At 34.1% G+C, this 20,224-nt stretch carries 15 protein-coding genes; 5 read left to right on the top strand and 10 right to left on the bottom strand.

Annotated elements, in window-relative coordinates; genetic code table 11:
• Positions 1-19: 19 nt before the first annotated feature.
• The 7 genes from J8H85_RS12145 to J8H85_RS12115 all read right to left on the bottom strand — a co-directional run bounded on the left by J8H85_RS12145 (position 20) and on the right by J8H85_RS12115 (position 11,032).
• Complete coding sequence (locus J8H85_RS12145; protein WP_209655474.1) at positions 20-724, bottom strand: Insecticidal toxin complex protein; 705 nt, start codon at positions 722-724, stop codon at positions 20-22.
• 51 nt (positions 725-775) lie between these two features.
• Positions 776-3,547, bottom strand: a complete 2,772-nt coding sequence (locus tag J8H85_RS12140) for an outer membrane beta-barrel protein (protein ID WP_209655473.1) — start codon at positions 3,545-3,547, stop codon at positions 776-778.
• A 90-nt stretch (positions 3,548-3,637) separates the two neighbouring features.
• Entirely contained in the window at positions 3,638-6,109 is a 2,472-nt protein-coding gene (locus J8H85_RS12135) for a TonB-dependent receptor domain-containing protein (protein WP_209655472.1), read from the bottom strand.
• Between the two features lie 58 nt (positions 6,110-6,167).
• Positions 6,168-7,541 (bottom strand): HTTM domain-containing protein, encoded by a 1,374-nt coding sequence (locus tag J8H85_RS12130; RefSeq protein ID WP_209655471.1) that lies wholly within the window; start codon positions 7,539-7,541, stop codon positions 6,168-6,170.
• A gap of 64 nt (positions 7,542-7,605) precedes the next feature.
• Positions 7,606-8,724 (bottom strand): imelysin family protein, encoded by a 1,119-nt coding sequence (locus tag J8H85_RS12125; RefSeq protein WP_209655470.1) that lies wholly within the window; start codon positions 8,722-8,724, stop codon positions 7,606-7,608.
• 103 nt (positions 8,725-8,827) lie between these two features.
• Positions 8,828-10,024 carry a DUF4856 domain-containing protein gene (locus tag J8H85_RS12120; RefSeq protein WP_209655469.1) on the bottom strand — a complete coding sequence of 399 codons (1,197 nt, stop codon included), beginning with the start codon at positions 10,022-10,024 and terminating at the stop codon, positions 8,828-8,830.
• A gap of 144 nt (positions 10,025-10,168) precedes the next feature.
• A complete protein-coding gene (locus tag J8H85_RS12115; protein WP_209655468.1) occupies positions 10,169-11,032 on the bottom strand; it encodes a hydroxymethylglutaryl-CoA lyase in 864 nt (287 codons plus the stop codon).
• Between the two features lie 132 nt (positions 11,033-11,164).
• Between J8H85_RS12115 and J8H85_RS12110 the strand changes: the two genes are divergently transcribed.
• Together J8H85_RS12110 and J8H85_RS12105 are read left to right on the top strand one after the other, a co-directional pair.
• Positions 11,165-12,094 (top strand): T9SS type A sorting domain-containing protein, encoded by a 930-nt coding sequence (locus J8H85_RS12110; RefSeq protein ID WP_209655467.1) that lies wholly within the window; start codon positions 11,165-11,167, stop codon positions 12,092-12,094.
• 127 nt (positions 12,095-12,221) lie between these two features.
• On the top strand, positions 12,222-14,096 hold the full coding sequence (locus J8H85_RS12105) for a T9SS type A sorting domain-containing protein (RefSeq protein ID WP_209655466.1): 1,875 nt from the start codon (positions 12,222-12,224) through the stop codon (positions 14,094-14,096).
• A 5-nt stretch (positions 14,097-14,101) separates the two neighbouring features.
• On the opposite strand, the gene J8H85_RS12100 is transcribed toward J8H85_RS12105, so the two are convergent.
• Positions 14,102-15,133, bottom strand: a complete 1,032-nt coding sequence (locus J8H85_RS12100; RefSeq protein ID WP_209655465.1) for a quinone-dependent dihydroorotate dehydrogenase — start codon at positions 15,131-15,133, stop codon at positions 14,102-14,104.
• A gap of 144 nt (positions 15,134-15,277) precedes the next feature.
• On the opposite strand from J8H85_RS12100, the gene pepT reads away from it, so the two are divergent.
• From pepT to J8H85_RS12085, 3 genes are all read left to right on the top strand, one after another.
• Positions 15,278-16,522 carry a peptidase T gene (gene pepT / locus J8H85_RS12095; protein WP_209655464.1) on the top strand — a complete coding sequence of 415 codons (1,245 nt, stop codon included), beginning with the start codon at positions 15,278-15,280 and terminating at the stop codon, positions 16,520-16,522.
• A gap of 125 nt (positions 16,523-16,647) precedes the next feature.
• Positions 16,648-17,946, top strand: coding sequence for a sodium:proton antiporter NhaD (nhaD, locus tag J8H85_RS12090; protein WP_209655463.1), 1,299 nt, complete (start codon positions 16,648-16,650; stop codon positions 17,944-17,946).
• Between the two features lie 23 nt (positions 17,947-17,969).
• Positions 17,970-18,569, top strand: coding sequence for a YdeI/OmpD-associated family protein (locus tag J8H85_RS12085; RefSeq protein ID WP_209655462.1), 600 nt, complete (start codon positions 17,970-17,972; stop codon positions 18,567-18,569).
• 50 nt (positions 18,570-18,619) lie between these two features.
• Here the strand turns inward: J8H85_RS12085 and proB are convergent, their stop codons facing one another.
• Both proB and proC read right to left on the bottom strand, forming a co-directional pair.
• The gene (gene proB / locus J8H85_RS12080; protein ID WP_209655461.1) at positions 18,620-19,390 is read right to left on the bottom strand and encodes a glutamate 5-kinase; all 771 of its coding nucleotides are present in this window, start codon (positions 19,388-19,390) and stop codon (positions 18,620-18,622) included.
• A 3-nt stretch (positions 19,391-19,393) separates the two neighbouring features.
• Positions 19,394-20,200, bottom strand: coding sequence for a pyrroline-5-carboxylate reductase (proC, locus tag J8H85_RS12075; RefSeq protein WP_209655460.1), 807 nt, complete (start codon positions 20,198-20,200; stop codon positions 19,394-19,396).
• Positions 20,201-20,224 lie beyond the last annotated feature (24 nt).

Here is a 20,224-nt window from a genome sequence, read left to right as displayed (position 1 = left end):
AGAAAAATAACGAAATGAATTATTCCTTCAAGTTTTGAAAGTATGGTCTAAGCGTATTTAAAGCGTATTCGTAGCGCATTTCTTTATTTTCTAAATCGCCCGTAAACCTAATTGCTCTTGGAACAAAGAGTCCATATAAACATTTTCCTTGTAAAATGTTTTCTATCTTTTTTAAACTACGGGCATCAATGGTATTAATAATATCATCAACCCAAACATATTGTTCTTTATACAACATGTTTTTATCCCACTGCAAACCTGCTTCTTCATTTAAAATATGAGCAGATTCAAATAGTTTTTTAATTTCAGAAAATGAATTTTCAAAAATGATCTCGCTGCAACTTTGTGCGTAGTTCATGATTCTTTTATTCACAAAAACAACATTTGGAAAAGTTTCCATGGTATGCAATTTGCCAGTAATAAAATCCACCATTTTAAACCAAACAACTTGATGCCCTTGTTTTTCAACTTCAGCTTGTACCCAATTATAAAAGTCTTTACGTTCAGCTAAACCTGTATATTCGTTAGGCAAGTTGTATTCCAAGTTAAAAACATTGGCCTGCTGCCAAACTGTGGTATTATTTACTCGGTCCGATTTTAACCAATCGGAAGGTAAAAGATTTTCTTTACCTGTAACTTTATGGTAAACTCTTATACTCGACCACTCTTTCGCGTAAACAGATAGATTTAAAACAAACAGAAATAAAAAACAATATATCCTCATATGGCATAAAAATACGAGAAATTACTATTGATTTTAATATCTGTTTAAATATTACCTGCGTCCGCCACCGCCAAAGCCACCTCTGCCGCCTCTACTGCCTCTATCGCCTCTGCCTCTTTCACCCATATTCATGTTTTGGCCAGCAAAAGTTCCAAATTTATAAGTAAAGTTCAGCATAAAATATTGTTCTAAAATATTGCTTTCGGTATCTTGAATGGAAGTTTCGGTTACCGAGCGTCTGTAACCATTATTTTTCCCAAGCATATCATAACCAACCAGTGTTAAGGTTGCTTTGTTATCCCATAATTCTATACCAAGTCCAGCATTCCAAAAAATGGCATCACCATCAAATTCATCGCCTACTCTACTATTGTAACGGTAAGAAACTTTGTTTGATAAGAATACATTTTTAACAAAGAACACAGACGATTCAAAATCTACATTCTGTACAAAGAATGCGTTATCGTTAAACGCATCGGTATCATAAACGCTTTTGGTGGTTGAATAACTGTAAGATCCACTAAAATCCATCTTATTATCATAAGAATATTTAAAGGATACTGATGGACGTATATTGGTTGTTTTCCCTGTAAATACAATGGCGTTTTGAATGGATAATGAGTTGCTGTACGAACCGTTGATACGTGCATTGATATTCATGTTCGTTTTTTTATTGTAAAACGATTTTGAAATGGCTGCATTTCCTGAATAAGAATAGTCGCCATTAATATTATCATAGGTGGTGTATCTATTCAAATCTTCATCGGTCATGGTAGAACTGATGATTTTATCTTGAATAAATTCGGCTCTTAAATTCCCTGTGATGTTGATGTTATTGAAGGCTAAGTTATTTTGATATTCAAATCGAATGTTATGATTAATTTCAGGTTCCAAAGCGGGGTTACCAACACGAATATGGGTGATATCGCTTACATCTTCAACCGGTTGCAATTGGTTTGCTGAAGGTAAATCGACATTTTGGTTATAGCTTAAATTGATGTTTTTATAACCGTTTTTATCGCGATAACGTATTCTGGTTGAATACGTTGCGTACTCGAAGTCGGTTTTAAAATCTCGGGCAATCACTAATTTATCTCTATAATTTCTATAGGTATTTGTATAGCCTCCTTCAACTTCAAAACGAAAATCTTTATACTCGTATCTTAATCTTAAAGCGGGCCTGATTGTTGTAGTGGAATATCTACTGTCTGAACTTAGAACTTCATTAAAATCGTCATAATCATCCGTAACTTCATCATAATCATAAATAAATTTCTCATTGTTCTGAGCATTGATACTTGCGGAATACCTAGGCATTATCCTGAAATTAGTGAACAATTCTTTACTCCAAAAAGCGCTCAACCCTATATTACTATTATAATTATCGGTGTTGTTTATTTGGTCTTGAACCACCGTTTCATTTAACCTTTCAATATAATTTTCAGAATATTTTTTGCTATCGGAACTTCCTTTACTAAAATTGGTGGTTAAACCAATACTTAAATAATCTCTTTTTCCTGTAATGGTAGTCACGCTAAACTCATTATTGATACCATAATTTTCTGAAATAGATTCGTTTTGAGATGAGTAATCACTTACCAAATCGCCATTGGTATATTCTGATCTTTTAGTGGAAATAGAACCCGATTCAGAATTCTCCACATTTACCTCAATTTCATTGGATATTTGAACTTTATTGTTTGAAAGTTTGTTTTTAGGCTGAATGATAAATTTCAAATCGCCTCCTGCATTATGGCTATCAGAATCACTAAAACTGGTACTTTCAGAATTAGAAATATAATTTAAATTAGGTAAAAAATTCTCTGTATAGCTTTTTTGAATTCTATCTGTACTTTGAGCTCCATATCTGTAATTTCCATTTACACGGGTTTCATTCCATTTTCCTTTTGTATAGTTGGCTCCAAGAAAATCCGATTCTATATAACCATTACTGGTATCGGTATCGGGCAACGCATTAAAACCTTTAGACATGTTGATGTTATTCGTACCTCCAATAAGCCCCAATTGTTTGCCATCTATTAATTGAAACACGTTGGCGTTGGCTTGGTATTTATCATCGGTACCATAACCCACTTTAACATCGCCAAAAACGGCGCGGTTTTTTCCTTTTTTTATGGTTAAGTTTATTTCTTTGGTACCTGAATCGGATTCCTCGCCCGTAAATTTTTGGTTATTGGTTTTATAATCGGTTACCTGTACCTTGCTTATTACATTACTAGGTAAGTTTTTAAGTGCGATTTCACCCTTTTTTTCTCCAAAAAATCGCATACCATCAACGTTAATAGCTTCTACTTCAATACCGTTCATTGTGATATTTCCGTCCAAATCTATCTCAATACCTGGAAGTTTTTTCAATAAATCTTCAGCTTTATCATTAGGTAGGGTTTTAAAACTATCGGCATTATACTCAATGGTATCTTTCTTAATTAAAATTGGTGGCGCTTTACCTATAATAGAAACCACATTCAATTCCTCAATTTGGTCATCCAAAGTAATGGTCCCTAAGCTTAATTCCTTTCCGCTAGGCACATCAATATCTTTTCGGTACGGTTTGTAACCTAAATAGGCTATATTGAAAATGGCTTTAGAATCGGTTTCGGTGTTAACTTGCAATGAAAACTCGCCATTTTTATTAGTAATTCCATAAGAAATTGGGATGCTGTCCTTAATGCTTTGAAGGTATACGGTAGCGCCTTCTAAAACGTTAGCACTTTGATCTTTAACTACGCCCTGTAAATTAAATTTTTGGGCAAATAATGTAGTAGTAGCAAATAACGACAGTAGTATTACTAATTTTTTCAATGTTTTGTTTTTAGTTAGGTTCGAGGATTAGACCTAACTTTCAACAAAAAGTTTAAAGCGGAAATGTTAAATAAAACTTAAAGAAATTTATTAGATTTTTATTTGCAAGGTTGTGTACCAATTTCTTGGTGCTGATGGTATGATTCCCGGACCTGGATACCCCGTGGCACGCCTTGTATAATAGGCGTTATTTAGTAAATTATTAATACCGGTTTCCAGTTTGAAACGCTTGTAGGTGTATGATAATGATGCATCTAAAATGTTATAACTTGGAATTTGCCCTACAACTCCTTCTCGCAATTCCCCTTCATCTACTATTTCGGAATTAAATGCGTCAGTATATTGTTCAGATAGGTATGTGTATTGTAAACTACCTAATAGATTTTTATAACCAAAACGCAACATGGTTTTTAAATTAACTTTAGGAATGAATTCTACTTGATTCCCTTCTACGCCATTTCGAATTGAATTAGTGTATTCTGACTCAATATAAGCTAAATTAAGTCCCAACTTCAGTTTGTATTTCGACGAAGTTTCAAACAAGTCTAAAATATTCCAATCTATAAAACTTTCAAGACCAACAATAAAAGCATCCCCCACATTGGTTCTTACACGGTTAGCTCTATTGTCTAAAACCTCACCAATTCTATTATTATATCCAACCCCAAAAACACCAATATCATAAGATAACAATTCTTTAAACTGACCTCTTAAGCCAACATCTAATGTATAACCATCTTCATCTGTTATATTTTCATCAACAATAAAAGTTGGACTTACAGAACGTATATCGTTAAATGTGACCGAACGGTAATTTTGAGAAGCATTCCCATATAATTCTATGGAAGCATGGGGTTTATAGCTTGCACCAATACCCAATAAAATAAATGAACGGTCGAAAATTCGATTATCTTCATTCTCTTCTGAAAGAATTAAATTATTAGCATTGTCGTAGTTTTTCGTAAAATAAGTTCCCTTGCTTTCTGTTTTTATATATTCAAACCTAAATCCAGGAGTAATAGAAAATGTATTGGAGACTCTGAAGATATGTTCGCCAAAAATTGCTAAGTTTTTGTTAGGATACCTAAAACTAGATACATTTGGGTAATTGGCATTTTCTTCTTCTATTATAGAAAAATCTGGATTGGTGCCTTTACTTCCTGCACCTTGTTCTCCTGTATTATCAGCGTTATAATATTTACCTCCAATTAAAAAAACGGCTTCCTTTCCTAAAATTTTATATTTAGTTAATAATCTAGCTTCGGCTCCCCAATTTGAAAAATCACCTATTAAAATATCTCTATTATAGGTATACGTTCCGTTAGAATCTGTTACATCTCCTTCTAAAATTGGGTTTTTGTTTAAGCCTGAGGGATATGGATCGCCTCTAAAACCTATTGCTTTTCTAGACGCTTCGAGCCCAAAAAAGTTAAATGTAAAATTTGTTTTCTTAGAAAACTCATGGGATAACTTAACACTGTACAAAAGCCAATCCACTTCAAACCAGTTTCTGGTTCTATTACTTTGGTAAGGGTCTTCTTTAAACATCGTATCGGTTAACCCTCCAGCTTGTTGTGCTAAATAATGTAAATAAGTAACATCACCAGTTATTTTAGTTTTATCATTAAACTGATACCCTACATGTGCAAAAAGGTTTTTAGATTCAAATTCTGAATTCAGTCTAAAACCATCCCCTTTTTTATAGTTGAAATAAGTATAATAACTAAACTTATCCTTTGTGCCACTTAAACTGGTGAAATTTGTGTACAATCCGTTGCTGCCTAAGGTATTTCGGGAAATTAATTCTATTGTTTTAAAAGCGTTTGGTTCTTTCATTTTGAAATTGATCAACCCTCCAAATTGTGTACCGTATTGTAACGATGCAGCCCCACGAATTACCTGAATTTCCTTTAAACCTTCTGAGGCTGGCGTATAATAGCTTTCTGGATACCCCAAAACATCGGCACTAATATCGTACCCGTTTTGTCTGGTATTAAAATTGGCCGTTCTATTGGGGTCTAAACCACGACCACCAATATTAAGCTGCAACCCTGCATCGTCATTTTGGTAAATATTTAAACCTACCACTTGGCTATAAAGTTGGCGTGCATTGTTTGATGCTAAATTTGCCATAGATTGTTCCACCAAAATTACTTCGGTCTTTTTTCCTGCGTAAATAGCAGTTCCTTCAACATCTTTTAAACGCGACAGTTCGAATACTTTGGCTTTTCGAGTTGAAATTTCTACTTCAGATAGTTTAACAGCTAAAGGATTTACAATAATGTTAACCTCGGTGTTTTCAGAAAGAGACACGATGGCTTCTTTAACTTCAAATTCATAAGAAAAGAATACCAAGGTGATGCTTTTCTTCTCTGTTTCAAACTCGTAATAACCTAAAGCATTTGTAGTAGCTTTTAAGCCTGAAACTTTATCGTAAACTTCCACTTGGTTAACTGGCTGGTTTGTTGAAGCATTGGTAACAACCCCGGAAATTTTGTATTGCGCATGCGATGCGATACCTAAAAGCAGTATCAAAACTAATTTAAAATCCTTTAATGTCATGTGTTCTTTCTATTGTTTTATAATGGTCACATGTTGCATCCATTTAATCATCTTATTGCTATCTAAAATTCGTTATGGATGGTTCATCTTGAAATGGTAAAATCCATGTTTTATGTTGAAATGATTCGTTTTCTTTATATAAATCGACTGTTTTATCAATAAATGGTTGACTTAACCGCCCGTTTAATGCCACATAACTTTCGGCAAAAACCTGTACATTTTTATGCCCTTGAGACGAAAAATGATTGCCTAAATAATGTGCGTATTCTAAAATAAAATCGGGTTGAAAACTCATTTGTTTTTCTTGAAACGGGGTTAAAAAATCGGAATTATTAACCATAAACGAACTTCCTGTGTTTGCATCTTTAATAGTGAATGTGGTATAGCCCATTTTTTCCATAAGCATAACACGCCATGAAAAACGATAGCCTTCTTCGGTCCAAAACAATTCACCTGGATATAACAAATACCGAAATGGTAAAAGCAATTGAATGGCAAAAAACACTGTTAAAATAGGCAATACAATATGCTGCTTTTTTAAAATATATGCTTCTTTATATTCAATGTTATATATGCTTCTGAAAGGTTTTATAATGCTTTTGATGATTGCGATGATGTTATGGTGAAATTTAGCATCAAAGAAAATAAGAGTAGACACGATCATGATGTACGGAAACATGCCTATGGGGAACAATACACTGGTAAATACATGAAAAAACACCACCATAGCAAAGGCAAACCAACGTGTTTTTCTATACAATAGTAAAAATGGAATACTTAAATCGTATAACATACCACTCCAACTCATGGCGTAATGAAACCACTCTTGTTGCATGAAGTTTTCACCAATAAAAGGTAAATCGTATTTAGAAGGTAGCCATATTTTTAAAGGCATTGCTTTGAATAACCAATCGGAATTCAATTTTGCCAAACCAGCATAAAAATAAACAATACCCAAAAGTAATTTAATACTGTCTATCGTCCATTTGGGTATGGTTCTAAAACTTGTTTTTTTAAGAAGGCTATCTAATGAAAAATAGGCGTTTGCAGGCAAAAAAATCATTAAAAAACTTAACAGACTGATGCAGTAATAATGGTTCAAATAGGTGGTTTTATCCATAAGTTCTATATAAGTAAAACTCAAGAAAAAAACGATGATGGCTAATCTATACTTTAAACCCAAAGCCACCAGTAATGCCGAAATACCACAAATTATAAATATAAGGTATGTGTATGCCCCTAAAGGTTTTACCCATTCAAAACCGTAGTAGGTAAAATGAAATTTAGGGCTTATGTATAAGGTTTCAATCCAACCATTTGCCCAAAAACGAATGAGGCTAAACAGCATCATAACACCAAACAAAAGGCGGAATACCGCCAAAGGCGCTGCATCAGTTTTTTGAGCTAAATATGTTCTTAAATTGAAATCCATATAAAAAACGAAAAGATTCCCTAACGCATTAGAGAATCTTTAGTTGTTTTATTTTTTATTGTTACTAATCGCCATCAGCATCTACATAATCGACACTAATGTTCATAGCCTGTACCATATCAACCTTAAATAATACCACTGCTTTTTGTAATTCATCAAAAGCAATAGTCATTTTAGAATTATCAGTATTTATTTGATTGGTAAAATTAGCATCTAAAGCTTGTAATTTAGTTCGTGCTACATTCAATTGGTTATTGATTAAAGTACTTAAATCTTCACCGCCTTTTGCCATATTCAAATAATCTAAATAAGCATTAAAACTATTTGCTGTTGTAGAAGAAGTATAAGCTTTTCCGTTGAAGAAGTTTTGAACAGCATCTATCGCTTCCAAAGCTAAAGTTTTTGATACCCCTTGATTGTAATATGCCTCCACTTTATCGGGTAATGGATTTGTAGAAAAATTACCTGCTGGAATACCAATTTTATTCGCTCTCAAGCCTTTTTCATAATAGTAAATAAAATCGTTTGTTAATTTATTTGTAGAACTGGTAGCAGTATTTGCTGTGCTATTTACAAAGGTGTCTCTATAACCCGAAGTCCAATCGTTTAAAACCGTTTGGGTAAGTGATTTCATTTGATTTACCAAATCAGACACATAGGTTTTATAACCAGCCGCATTGGTATTGGTGGTATAAACATTTAAAATAGCGGTATCACCCGAAGCAACACCGTACAGTAAATAATCCAATGCAGGAAAACCAACCGCATCGTTATTATTGGCGTGCGTTAAATCGTAGGTACCGTTTGCTATGTTTGCTTCAACATCGGCCACGGTAGTTGGATACACATTCATTTGGTACACATAATTTGTAGATTCTGCTTTACCAATATTGAACATTTCGGCGTATTGCCATACTTTATAAGCATTTAACCAAGCGGTACGAAATGCATCTAAATTAGCTTGGTTTGGTGTTGCCACAAAACCATCTTTAGCTGTTACCAAACTTTCCAACTTCGTGTTCAAATCTTGAAAAACAGGAATGATGATGTTATCTGCCCAATTAATAAGCATGGTCTGTCTATCAAAATTATCTGCTGCTTTTTTATCACCATCGCCATCCGAACTACTACAGGCAACAATTACCAGAGCTAAAACGATTACCGAAACAATTTTTTTAATCATATTCCTATTACTTTAAAATAGTTTGCAAATATAAATAAGCAGACGGACTATTTAAGGCATCCATCTGCTTAAGTTTTATAAAACCAACAATATCACTATCGTTTTATTCAACTGTAGCAGCTTGAGCCGTTGTAAAACCAAACTTAGCAGCTATAGCATCAGATATGTTATCTATAGTGGTTTCTGTAATATCCCAAAACCCGTTTCCTGCCATAAGTTGTGCTAAATAGCCATCAACTTCCGCTTTCGTTACGTAAGGCTCTATTGAATTTGGTTTTCTTGTAAATTGTAAGCTGTAAATAAATCCGTAAGCTTCTGATAACGCGTGAAATGCTCTTGCGTTATCAATTCCTAAGTTAGCTTTTGAAGCCTGTAAATAAAATACGCCTCTTACCGCTGGTACTATAGATAAGTTCTCTCTAATTATTTCAGCTTGCTGATCGCGAATTGTATAGTTTTTAGCTACAATGGCTGCTCTACCTAATTTAAAGGCATTAAAAACATCTTCAGCTAATGTTGAAAAATCTGAATCGGCATTAACTCTTTCTATATATTCGCTTAAAAATTGATCTGCATCCAATACTGGCTCAGCAGGATTAGCTTCGCTACCGTATAAATAACCAAAAGCCTCATCCCATTTATGTTCCATAGAGGTGTAGTTTTTTCCGGTTTCCAAAACGCCATTATTATTATCAGCAACGTTTGAACCTGCATCTAAAACTGCTGGACTTAGGTAGTTGTTCAATATTTGGTCCATCATTAAAGCACCAATCAATCCTTTAGCTAAGGCTTGGTTGTACTCCAATCCCTTTCCATTAATGTAGCGTATGGTTCCCCCACCAGCTTGTTGTAATTGACCTGCATTTCCTGCAGTTGCAACGGTATTCCAATTAGGAAAAACATTTGTTACTTGAGATGTAATCCATCCTTCAAAATCTGCCTTTATAGCGTTAGAAACTGTTGTGTTAGCTGAAAAATAATCGGTTGAAGCAGCTACTTTACTACGAACGTTTTTGTCTGAAGCATTTAAAGTAACATTAGCAAAATCATTATCATTTTGCGCATGCGCAAACATTGCTTGTAATGCTACATCTGTTTTTGTGTTATCTTTTAAAGCATTTACCAACTCATCTGCCATTTGTATTCTTGTAGTTTGTCCTTCAAAATCAACTGTTGAAGCACTGCTACGTGTAAATACGTAAGTTGATGGCGTTTCTATTGGGTTTGAATTGTCGTCATCATTAGAACATGATGTGATTAAAGCAGTAGCAACGGCTACGAGTGATAAGATTCTTTTCATTTTGTTTTATTTAGACTTGATATAAATAATAAATTAATTCTCGTGCAAAAATAAAACACATTATTAGAAACACAAAGCTTATTTAGATTAAATTTAAATAAAAATTGTAACTGCTTAATTATTAAATATTTAAATATGAAAATTTTAATGGTATACACTAAATATTTTGGTGGCTTCGTTGTGTGCGCTCTCAAAACTAAGTGCATTTAGGCTGTTATTTTTTTGTGAAGTAAAGTAAGATAATAGCTTTTCGGTGGGCATATTCCCCGTAAGTTCATCTTTAGCCATAGGGCAACCACCATAGCCTTGAATGGCCCCGTCAAAACGGTTGCATCCAGCTTTATAAGCTGCATCTACTTTTTCAAACCATGTGGAAGGCGTAGTGTGCAAATGGGCGCCAAATTCTATATTGGCATATTGAGGTATTAAATTTGAAAATAAATAATGAATGCTTTCGGGGTTTGAGCTGCCAATGGTGTCACTTAACGATATGATCTTCACTCCCAATTTACTCAATCGTTCCGTCCATTCGCCTACAATGTTAACATCCCAAGGGTCTCCATACGGATTGCCAAATCCCATAGAAATATACACCACCACTTCTTTATTGGTTTTATTGGCAATTTCTAAAATTTCAGAAAGTGTTATAATAGATTGCGCAATGGTTTTATGCGTATTTCGCATTTGAAAATTTTCCGATATTGAAAATGGGTACCCTAAATAGTCTATCGCTGCGTGTTTAGAAGCGTCTTCCGCTCCTCTGGTATTCGCTATAATGGAAAGCAATTTACTGGTTGTTTTGCTTAAATCTAATTGTGCCAAAACCTCTGCTGTATCTACCATTTGCGGAATGGCTTTAGGCGACACGAAACTTCCAAAATCTATGGTATCAAACCCAACGCGTAATAAGGACTGGATATATTGTACTTTTTTCTTTGTTGGAATAAAGTCCTTTATACCTTGCATAGCATCACGTGGGCACTCAATTATCTTTATCTGACTTGGCATTGCATCATTTAAATAAGTGGTTAAAAATACTATTATTTTTATTAATGCTTATTTAAATAATATCGAAAAAAGTTTTTTTGTAAGTATCATTAAAAGAACACGACATAAAAGTAACTGTTAACTAAATATGCTATGAAAAACTTTACTTCGCTTTTAATTGTTTTAATTTCATTTTCATTTGGCGCATTTAGCCAAAGTACCGCCTCCTATAATATTTCATTAACAACCATTTGGAATGCTGAAAACCATACTTCGGTTCCCGTTAGCGCACATTGGTCGGCACTTGTTGGTGCTACCCATAATATGGAAAATGAATTTTTTGAGTTAGGTGTAGTATCTCCAAACACAAACGGCATTAAAGATGTTGCCGAATTAGGCAACAACACCAACTTTATGAGTGAAGTAAACACAGCCATTTCAAACAGTAAAGCAGACCAATGGATAAATGCTGGTGGTATTGGTTCTGCTATAGGCACCTTTACCATTAATAGTCTTCAAGTAAGCGAAAACTTTCCTTTAATAACGTTGGTATCTATGGTCGCTCCAAGTCCTGATTGGTTTATTGGCGTGAATAGCATTAACTTAAGATCTGGAAACAACAGTATCAACAATGGTTGGAAAGACACCTTTACCCTTGATGTTTTTGCTTATGATGCAGGTACTGATGATGGTACCGATTACACCTCCGCTAACGCAATTAGCAACCCCAGAGTAGGGGTTTTTAAAATTACAATCTCCCCTATAAATGGCAACAAAATGGGCACCATTACTTTTACGTACAACTCTTCAATTTTAAGTACTTTAAGCAATAATCCTATTGACAATATTAAAATATACCCAAACCCTGCTAAAGAACAGATTAAGGTTTCCAATCTTCAAAATATTAACTTAAAATCGGTTCAAATCTATAATGTTTTAGGGCGCTTGGTAAAAGACATCCCTACAAGCCAAAATTCACCTGAAATAGATATAAACTTAACTGGTTTAAACAAAGGGATGTATCTATTAAAATTGAATTCTATAGGTGGAGATAGCAAAACAAACAAGATTATTGTCAAATAGTCGATAAATCTTACGGTTAAACGTTTTTATTGTATTAACAAAACCCTAAGGAATACATTTGAAAAAATGTTTTCCCCAAATGCATATTTTAAAACCTAAATTCTCTCTTTTTTTAATCTTGACATTCTTGTCATTCAGTGAGAATTTTTTTGCTCAAAATGAAGCAGCATCATGCGGAACGGTCACTACTCAAAAATCTATAGACTTTTATAACAGTATAAAATCGGAACTTAAAAGCTTCGAAAAGTCTTTTACTCAAAAACAAATTTCAAAAAACAAGTCTCAATCAAAATTTACTAATTCCATTCCTATTAAGGCCCATGTAATTAGAAACTCTAATGGAACTGGAGGTATTTGCGATGCAGATCTTTATACAGCTATCACCAATTTAAATAGTATATATGCCGATGCGTTTATGGAGTTTTTTTTATGTGATGGGATTAATTATATAAATGAGGATAAACTTTGTCATTTAAAGAAAGGTGATGAAAAAATGTTGATGGAAGCCAATAACGTTCCTGGGGTAATCAATATTTATTTTGCTGATTATCTTGAAAATGATTCAGAAGAAAGTATTTGTGGTTTCGCTGATAATGAAGGTAGAAATGATGTAATTGTTTTGAAAAACAGTTGTGTTACTAATGATTCTACACTTGCTCATGAAATTGGTCATTTTTTCTCATTAATCCATACGCATGGTCCAGATGATAAAAAAACCACAGAACTAGTAAATGGAAGCAATTGCGATACAGATGGTGATGGGATATGCGACACCCCTGCCGACCCCAAATTAACCACTAAAAATGTTAACAATTTTTGCCAGTACATTGGAACCGAAACCGATGCTAACGGAGCTACCTATACACCAGACACTAATAATATTATGTCGTATTCCATGAAAGGGTGTCGTTCGCATTTTACACAACAACAATTGGCACGCATGTATGCTTTTTACTTAACTGCAAAAAATTACTTAGCTTGTCCAACTTTCAATGCTAACTTTACAGCAGATGTGAGTCAAACTTGCAACGAATCGTTAACCGTAAACTTTGAAACCCAATGTAAAGACATCACAAAGTGGTCATGGGATATGAATGGAGACGGTGTAACAGATTATTGTACACAAAACCCGACCCATACTTTTTCAAAAGGAGTTTATGATGTTACTTTGACTGTTTCAAATAGTTCTAAATCCATTAGAAAAACCTATTCAAAATTTATAAAAGTAGGTAATATTGAATCACTTTTTAATGAAGATTTTGATTCTTACACTTTACTTAACGACATTAATTGGACAACCAAAGATGTAACTGAACATGGATACAATTGGCTTTTAAATAAGGGGGCTACATCATCAATTAACACGGGACCAAATCTTACCAAAACAGCAAATAATCAAACGAATACTTATATGTATGCTGAAGCTTCTGGTGCTAAATTCGGAGATGTAGCAGAACTTATGTCGCCCTGTATAGATGTTAGCAATCCAAACTCTGAATTGGAATTTTCATACCACATGTATGGAAAAGGTATTGGTGAATTACACATTGATATTAAAACGGATGATGGATACATAAATGATATCATCCCTCCTTTTATTGGCCCACAACAAAGCTCGCAAGATGATATTTTTTTAATTGAAAACATTGATTTATCGGCCTTTACAAATCAAACCATTAACATTCGGTTCAGAGCTATACGAGGCACAAATTGGGATGGAGATATTGCCATTGATAATGTTTTTATTAAAACTATCGATATCCCAATTACCAATGATACTGTTAAAGTATACCCCAACCCTGTTTCTGGCGACACTGTTTATATTGGCTTTTCAAACCCACATGATATGGTAAATTATAAACTTACCGATGTAGCAGGAAATATTATTACAACGGGGAATTTAATAAATAAGCAAATAAACGTTGGAAAACTTAATTCTGGTATGTATTTATTAACCCTAAGAAGTCATGGGTCTACAGTAACTAAAAAGATTATAAAATAGCAGAATTATTTTTTTAAAATTGCTTTATTAATAGCTTTTACCAAACTAGGACCTTCGTAAATAAACCCAGTATAAACTTGCACTAAATCGGCTCCTGCGTTTATTTTTTCTAAAGCATCTTCGGCAGAATGAATACCACCTACCCCTATTATTGGAAAGGCTTTTTCACTCTTATCGGCTAAATATTTTATAACACGGGTGCTTTTATCTTTAATAGGTTGTCCGCTTAAACCACCGTTACCTATAGCTTCCAATTGTTCCGTAGACGCTTTTAAACCCGTTCTATCGGTTGATGTGTTACTGGCGATAACACCATCTAATTTAGTAGTGGCAACCAATTCTATAATTTCATCTAACTGGTTGTTATTCAAATCTGGAGCAATTTTTAAAAGAATCGGTTTTTGTTTTTCAAAACGCTTGTTTGCTTGCTGTACAGCACCTATCAATTCTTCTAAATACTCTTTATCATTTAGTTTGGCATGACTTCCTACATTCGGACAACTTACGTTCAGTACAAAATAATCAACATACGGATGCAGGGCATTAAAACACGCTAGGTAATCTTTGGTATAATCTTCAGGTTTGGTGCTGGTGTTTTTTCCAATATTTCCACCTATTATCAATTTCCCTTTATTCTTTTTTAATTGAGTAATGGCCGCCTCTAATCCTTCATTATTAAATCCCATACGGTTAATAATCCCTTGGTCTGCCTTCAAACGGAACAAACGCTTTTTGGGGTTTCCTACTTGTGCTTTGGGTGTTACCGTGCCTATTTCAATAAAACCAAACCCAAAATTGGCCAACTCATTATACAATACGGCATTTTTATCAAATCCTGCGGCAAGACCTACTGGGTTTTTAAAGGTAAGCCCGAATAAATTTCGTTCTAACCGTTTATCGTCTACAACATATAAACTTCTAAAAATAGCAGCAAAACCTGGAATTTTAGAGGTGTTTTTAATTAATGAAAATGTAAAATGATGAATTTTTTCTGGATCAAACGAGAAAAATAACGGGCGAAGTAATAGTTTGTACATCTGTATTATTTATGCAAAAGTAATTCTAAAAATTGTAAATAAAAAATGAGCTAATTCAAAAGCCAAAAAAATTAATAATCGTACTTTTAAACCTTAAAAGATAATCTGATTATTGCACTCAAAATCTAAAAAATTCATTTCAAAATGATTTCAAAAGAACATATAATTAAACGTTTTATAAGTTACGTTACTATTGATACCGAATCGGATCCAACATCAAACACAACTCCAAGTACTGCTAAACAATGGGATTTGGCCAACAAACTTGCTGATGAATTAAAAGCTATTGGCATGCACGATGTTAGCATAGACGAAAACGCTTATATTATGGCAACTTTACCAAGTAATGTAAGTCATAAAACGCCAACCATTGGCTTCATTTCGCATTTTGATACCTCGCCCGATTTTACAGGTGCCAACGTAAATCCTCAAATTATTGAACATTATAATGGAAAGGATATTGTTTTAAATGAAGCTGAAAACATCATATTATCACCCGATTATTTTGAAGATTTACACCAATACAAAGGGCAAACCCTTATTACTACCGATGGCACTACCCTATTAGGTGCCGATGATAAGGCTGGCATTACCGAAATTGTATCGGCTATGGAATATTTAATTAATCACCCAGAAATTAAGCACGGTACCATACGTGTTGGTTTTACACCCGATGAAGAAATAGGTAGAGGCGCCCATAAATTTGATGTTGAAAAATTTGGAGCCGATTGGGCATATACCATGGATGGTAGCCAAATAGGTGAATTGGAATATGAAAATTTTAATGCTGCTGGTGCTGTTGTAAAAGTGAAAGGAAAAATTGTACACCCCGGCTATGCCAAGGGCAAAATGATAAACTCCATGTACATTGCCCAAGAGTTTATAAACTCGTTACCACGTATGGAAACTCCAGAACATACTGAAGATTATCAAGGGTTTTTCCATTTATCGTCTATAAAAGGTGAAGTTGAAGAAACTGTTTTAGAATATATTATTCGCGACCACGATTTAGGGCATTTTGAGGCACGTAAAACGGTCATGGAAAACTTAACTACCGAGCTAAATGAGCAGTATGGTTGGGAAGTGATAAGTGTTGAAATAAAAGACCAATATTTTAACATGCGCGAAAAAATTGAACCCGTAATGCATATTGTAGATATTGCCGAAGAAGCCATGAAACAACTGCATATTGAACCGCTTATAAAACCCATTCGTGGTGGTACCGATGGCTCGCAATTAAGCTACAAAGGTTTACCATGCCCCAATATATTTGCTGGCGGACACAATTTTCATGGGAGATATGAATATGTACCTGTTGAAAGCATGATAAAAGCAACGGAGGTAATTTGTAAAATTGCTGAAATAACAGCCAAAAACCAACATAAATAATCATTTAAAATTCAATGAAAAATTTTATTGATTTTCTCTAATTGAAACGAAATATATACTACATTAGTTTTACATTTTTACAAGCACAAACTGTTTGTAACCGTGATACGCTAAACTAATTAAATATGTATCTTCTACTAGCTATTGCATTTATAATCGGCTACATTTTTATAGCCTTTGAACATCCTTTAAAAATAGACAAAGCTGCTTCAGCCATCTTAACAGGTGTTATTTGTTGGGTCATTTTGGTGCTTGGTCAAGACACCATTTTTCAAACGCCACACGAAGCACACTTTATTGATGAATCTATTTTACACCATCTTGGGGAAATATCCCAAATTTTATTTTTCCTATTAGGTGCCATGACTATTGTTGAATTGATTGATGCCCATGGTGGTTTTCATATCATCACTTCAAAAATAAAAACCACCAATCGCGTTAAACTACTTTGGATAATCGGGATTGTCACCTTCATTTTGTCATCTGTTTTAGATAACCTAACTACCACTATTGTGATGGCCGCTTTACTAAAAAAGCTCATGAAAGATAGAGACGATATTTGGTTTTTTGGAGGTATTGTGGTGATTGCCGCTAATGCAGGTGGTGCATGGTCACCTATTGGTGATGTAACCACCATTATGTTATGGATTGGTGGACAAGTAACCGCTGCGAATATCATTAAAGAGGTTTTACTTCCTAGTATAGTGTGTTTAGCGGTACCGCTATTGGTATTATCCCTTATAAAAAAGGGAGAAATAACTCGAACCGCTAGCGCAAAAAGTGACGATGAACATATCCATATGGCAAGCTCGTTTGAAGCATCTTTAATCCTTTGGCTAGGTATTGCCGGCTTACTATTTGTACCTGTTTTCAAAACACTTACACACCTGCCACCTTTTATGGGCATTCTTTTAAGTTTAGGCGTTTTATGGGTTGTTACCGAACTTATTCATAAAAACAAACCCATTGAGCACCGCCATAATTTATCGGTAGCTAGTGTTATTAGAAAAGTGGATACACCAAGCGTTCTTTTCTTTTTAGGAATCCTTTTAGCTGTGGCAAGTTTACAAACTGGTGGTCATTTAACACAAGTAGCTAATTGGTTAAATGATACGTTTGGCAATATTTACATTATTAATATTATTATTGGTTTAATATCTTCCATTGTAGATAATGTACCCCTTGTAGCTGGAGCTATGGGTATGTACCCGTTAACGTTATACCCACAAGATCATGTGTTTTGGGAACTTTTAGCATATTGTGCAGGTACTGGTGGTAGCTCGTTAATCATTGGTTCTGCTGCTGGTGTTGCCATTATGGGAATTTTGAAAATTGACTTTATATGGTATCTAAAAAAGATTAGCTGGTTAGCTATTCTTGGGTATTTAGCCGGTGTTTTAACTTATTATTTATTAAATTTATAGACCTGTAATTTTATATCTATAAAGTGAAAAAAGTAAATTCCGTTGAAGAATATATTGAAGAACATGTTCAATTTAGTGATGCATTAACGCTTTTACGGGATATTATCAATACTACCGAATTGGAAGAATCAATTAAATGGAATGCACCCGTTTATGCTTATGAAAGTAAAAATGTAATTGGTTTAGGAGCATTTAAACATCATTTTGGAATTTGGTTTTTTAATGGTGTCTTTTTAAAAGATGAAAAAAATCTTCTTGAATCTGCACAAGAAAAAACGAAAGGTTTAAGACAAATGCGCTTTAAATCTTTACATGATATTGATAAAAATAGTGTCTTAGCCTACGTTAAAGAAGCTATAGAAAACCAGAAACTGGGCAAAGAAATAAAATCAAGTAAAACTACCAAAAAAGATATTGTTATTCCTGAGGAACTTCAAAAACATCTAAAAGGCCATACTGCTTTATTTGATGCTTTTAAACTTTTAACACCAAGCAAACAGCGTGAATATTGCGAATATATTTCAGAAGCCAAACGCGATGATACCAAATTAAGCCGCTTAGAAAAAATAACACCAATGATTGTACAAGGTGTTGGGCTAAACGATAAATACAAAAACTGCTAAACAAAAAAAGCTCCCAAATTGGAAGCTTTTTTTTTATAGGTATTCACTAATTACAAAGACACTTTGGTACCAACTTCTTTACCATCAATAATATCGATAATAATATTTTCAGTTTTTCCATTCACAATATATGTAGGAACATTGTTTGCCGCTGCTTGTTGTGCATAATCCAATTTAGATCCCATGCCGCCACGTCCTTCAGCTTCACCTTTATTACTGTCTTTAATGTATTTATCTAAATTATCATTTGGATTTACATTCTTTATTAAATCACTGCTATCTGCATCTGGGTGTCCTGTATAAAGCCCGTCAATATCGGTTAAAATGATAAGTTTATCAGCATTTATAAGTTGTGCTATTAAACTTGCCAACTCATCATTATCAGAGAACATAGACATTGTAACAGATACTGCATCATCTTCATTGGCAATAGGAATAACACCTTCGGCCAATAAACCTTCGCAACAGTTAATCATGTTTTGCCTGTGCACACCTGCACTAAAATCGCGTTTGGTAGGAAGCACCTGGGCACATTTCATTCCAAAATCATGAAAAATATTGTAATACAAACGCATCATACGCGGTTGCCCGATGGCGGAATATACTTGACGACGCTGTGTTTTATCTTTAATTTTAGACTTTCCTAAAACTTCCTTTCCGGCAATAACGGAACCCGAGGATACAAGCACACAAATAATATCACGCTCATAAAGTTCGGCAATTTGTTTTACCAAATTACTTAAAACAGGCCTCACAATTCTATTGTCTTTGTTGGTCATAACATTTGTACCAACTTTAATAACTATTCTTTCTTTATACATTATTTAATATTCTTTTCCTAATTCAACAGCACGATTAAATGCTGCAAATGCTGCTTCTTTTATTAATTCGCCTACATTGTTATCTTTCATGGAATCTAACGCAGCACGGGTAGTACCACCTTTTGAAGCCACTTTTTCCATCCAAGAATTTGGCGATAAATTAGATTGATTAAAAAGCTCCACGGCTCCTGTAAAAGTTTGACTTACCAGCACCGTTGAATCGTTTTTTGAAAACCCCATTTGTAAGGCAGCTTCCATCATACTTTGCATAAAATAAAATACATAAGCGGGTCCGCTTCCAGAAATGCCTGTAGATGCATCAATAAAATTCTCGCTTGATACGCGCATCGATTTTCCTGTGGTATCCAATAAACTCTCTACCGTTAACATTTCAATTCTAGAAACTTCGGGTGATGTAACGTACGATGTTAATCCTTTACCAATTTGTGCTGGTAAATTCGGCATTGCCCGCACTATTTTATTCAACCCTGTTAGCTCTTTTATCCTAGGTATGGAAACACCTGCCATAATGGACACTAAAATTTGTTGTGGTTGCACAAGCGTTTTAATGGCTTTAAACACACTTTCTGCATGGAATGGTTTAACGGCTATAAATATGATATCTGCCTGCGGTACACAATCTTGTAACTCGCTAAAAGCATCAAAATGTGATATTTGATTAAGTTCTTCCAGTTTTTCTTCAGATTTATCCAAAACCATGATGTTTTTTTTCTTCAACAATCTTGATTTAGACATTCCTTCCGCATAGGTTAATCCCATGTTACCTGCTCCAATTACTAGTACTTTCATTTATTGTTTTTTGTTTTTTTCTTT

It is taken from the genome of Mariniflexile gromovii, assembly GCF_017814435.1.
Lineage (GTDB): Bacteria > Bacteroidota > Bacteroidia > Flavobacteriales > Flavobacteriaceae > Mariniflexile > Mariniflexile gromovii.
Note: the sequence above shows the minus strand (reverse complement) of the source record. Positions and strands in the feature narration are given on the sequence as shown.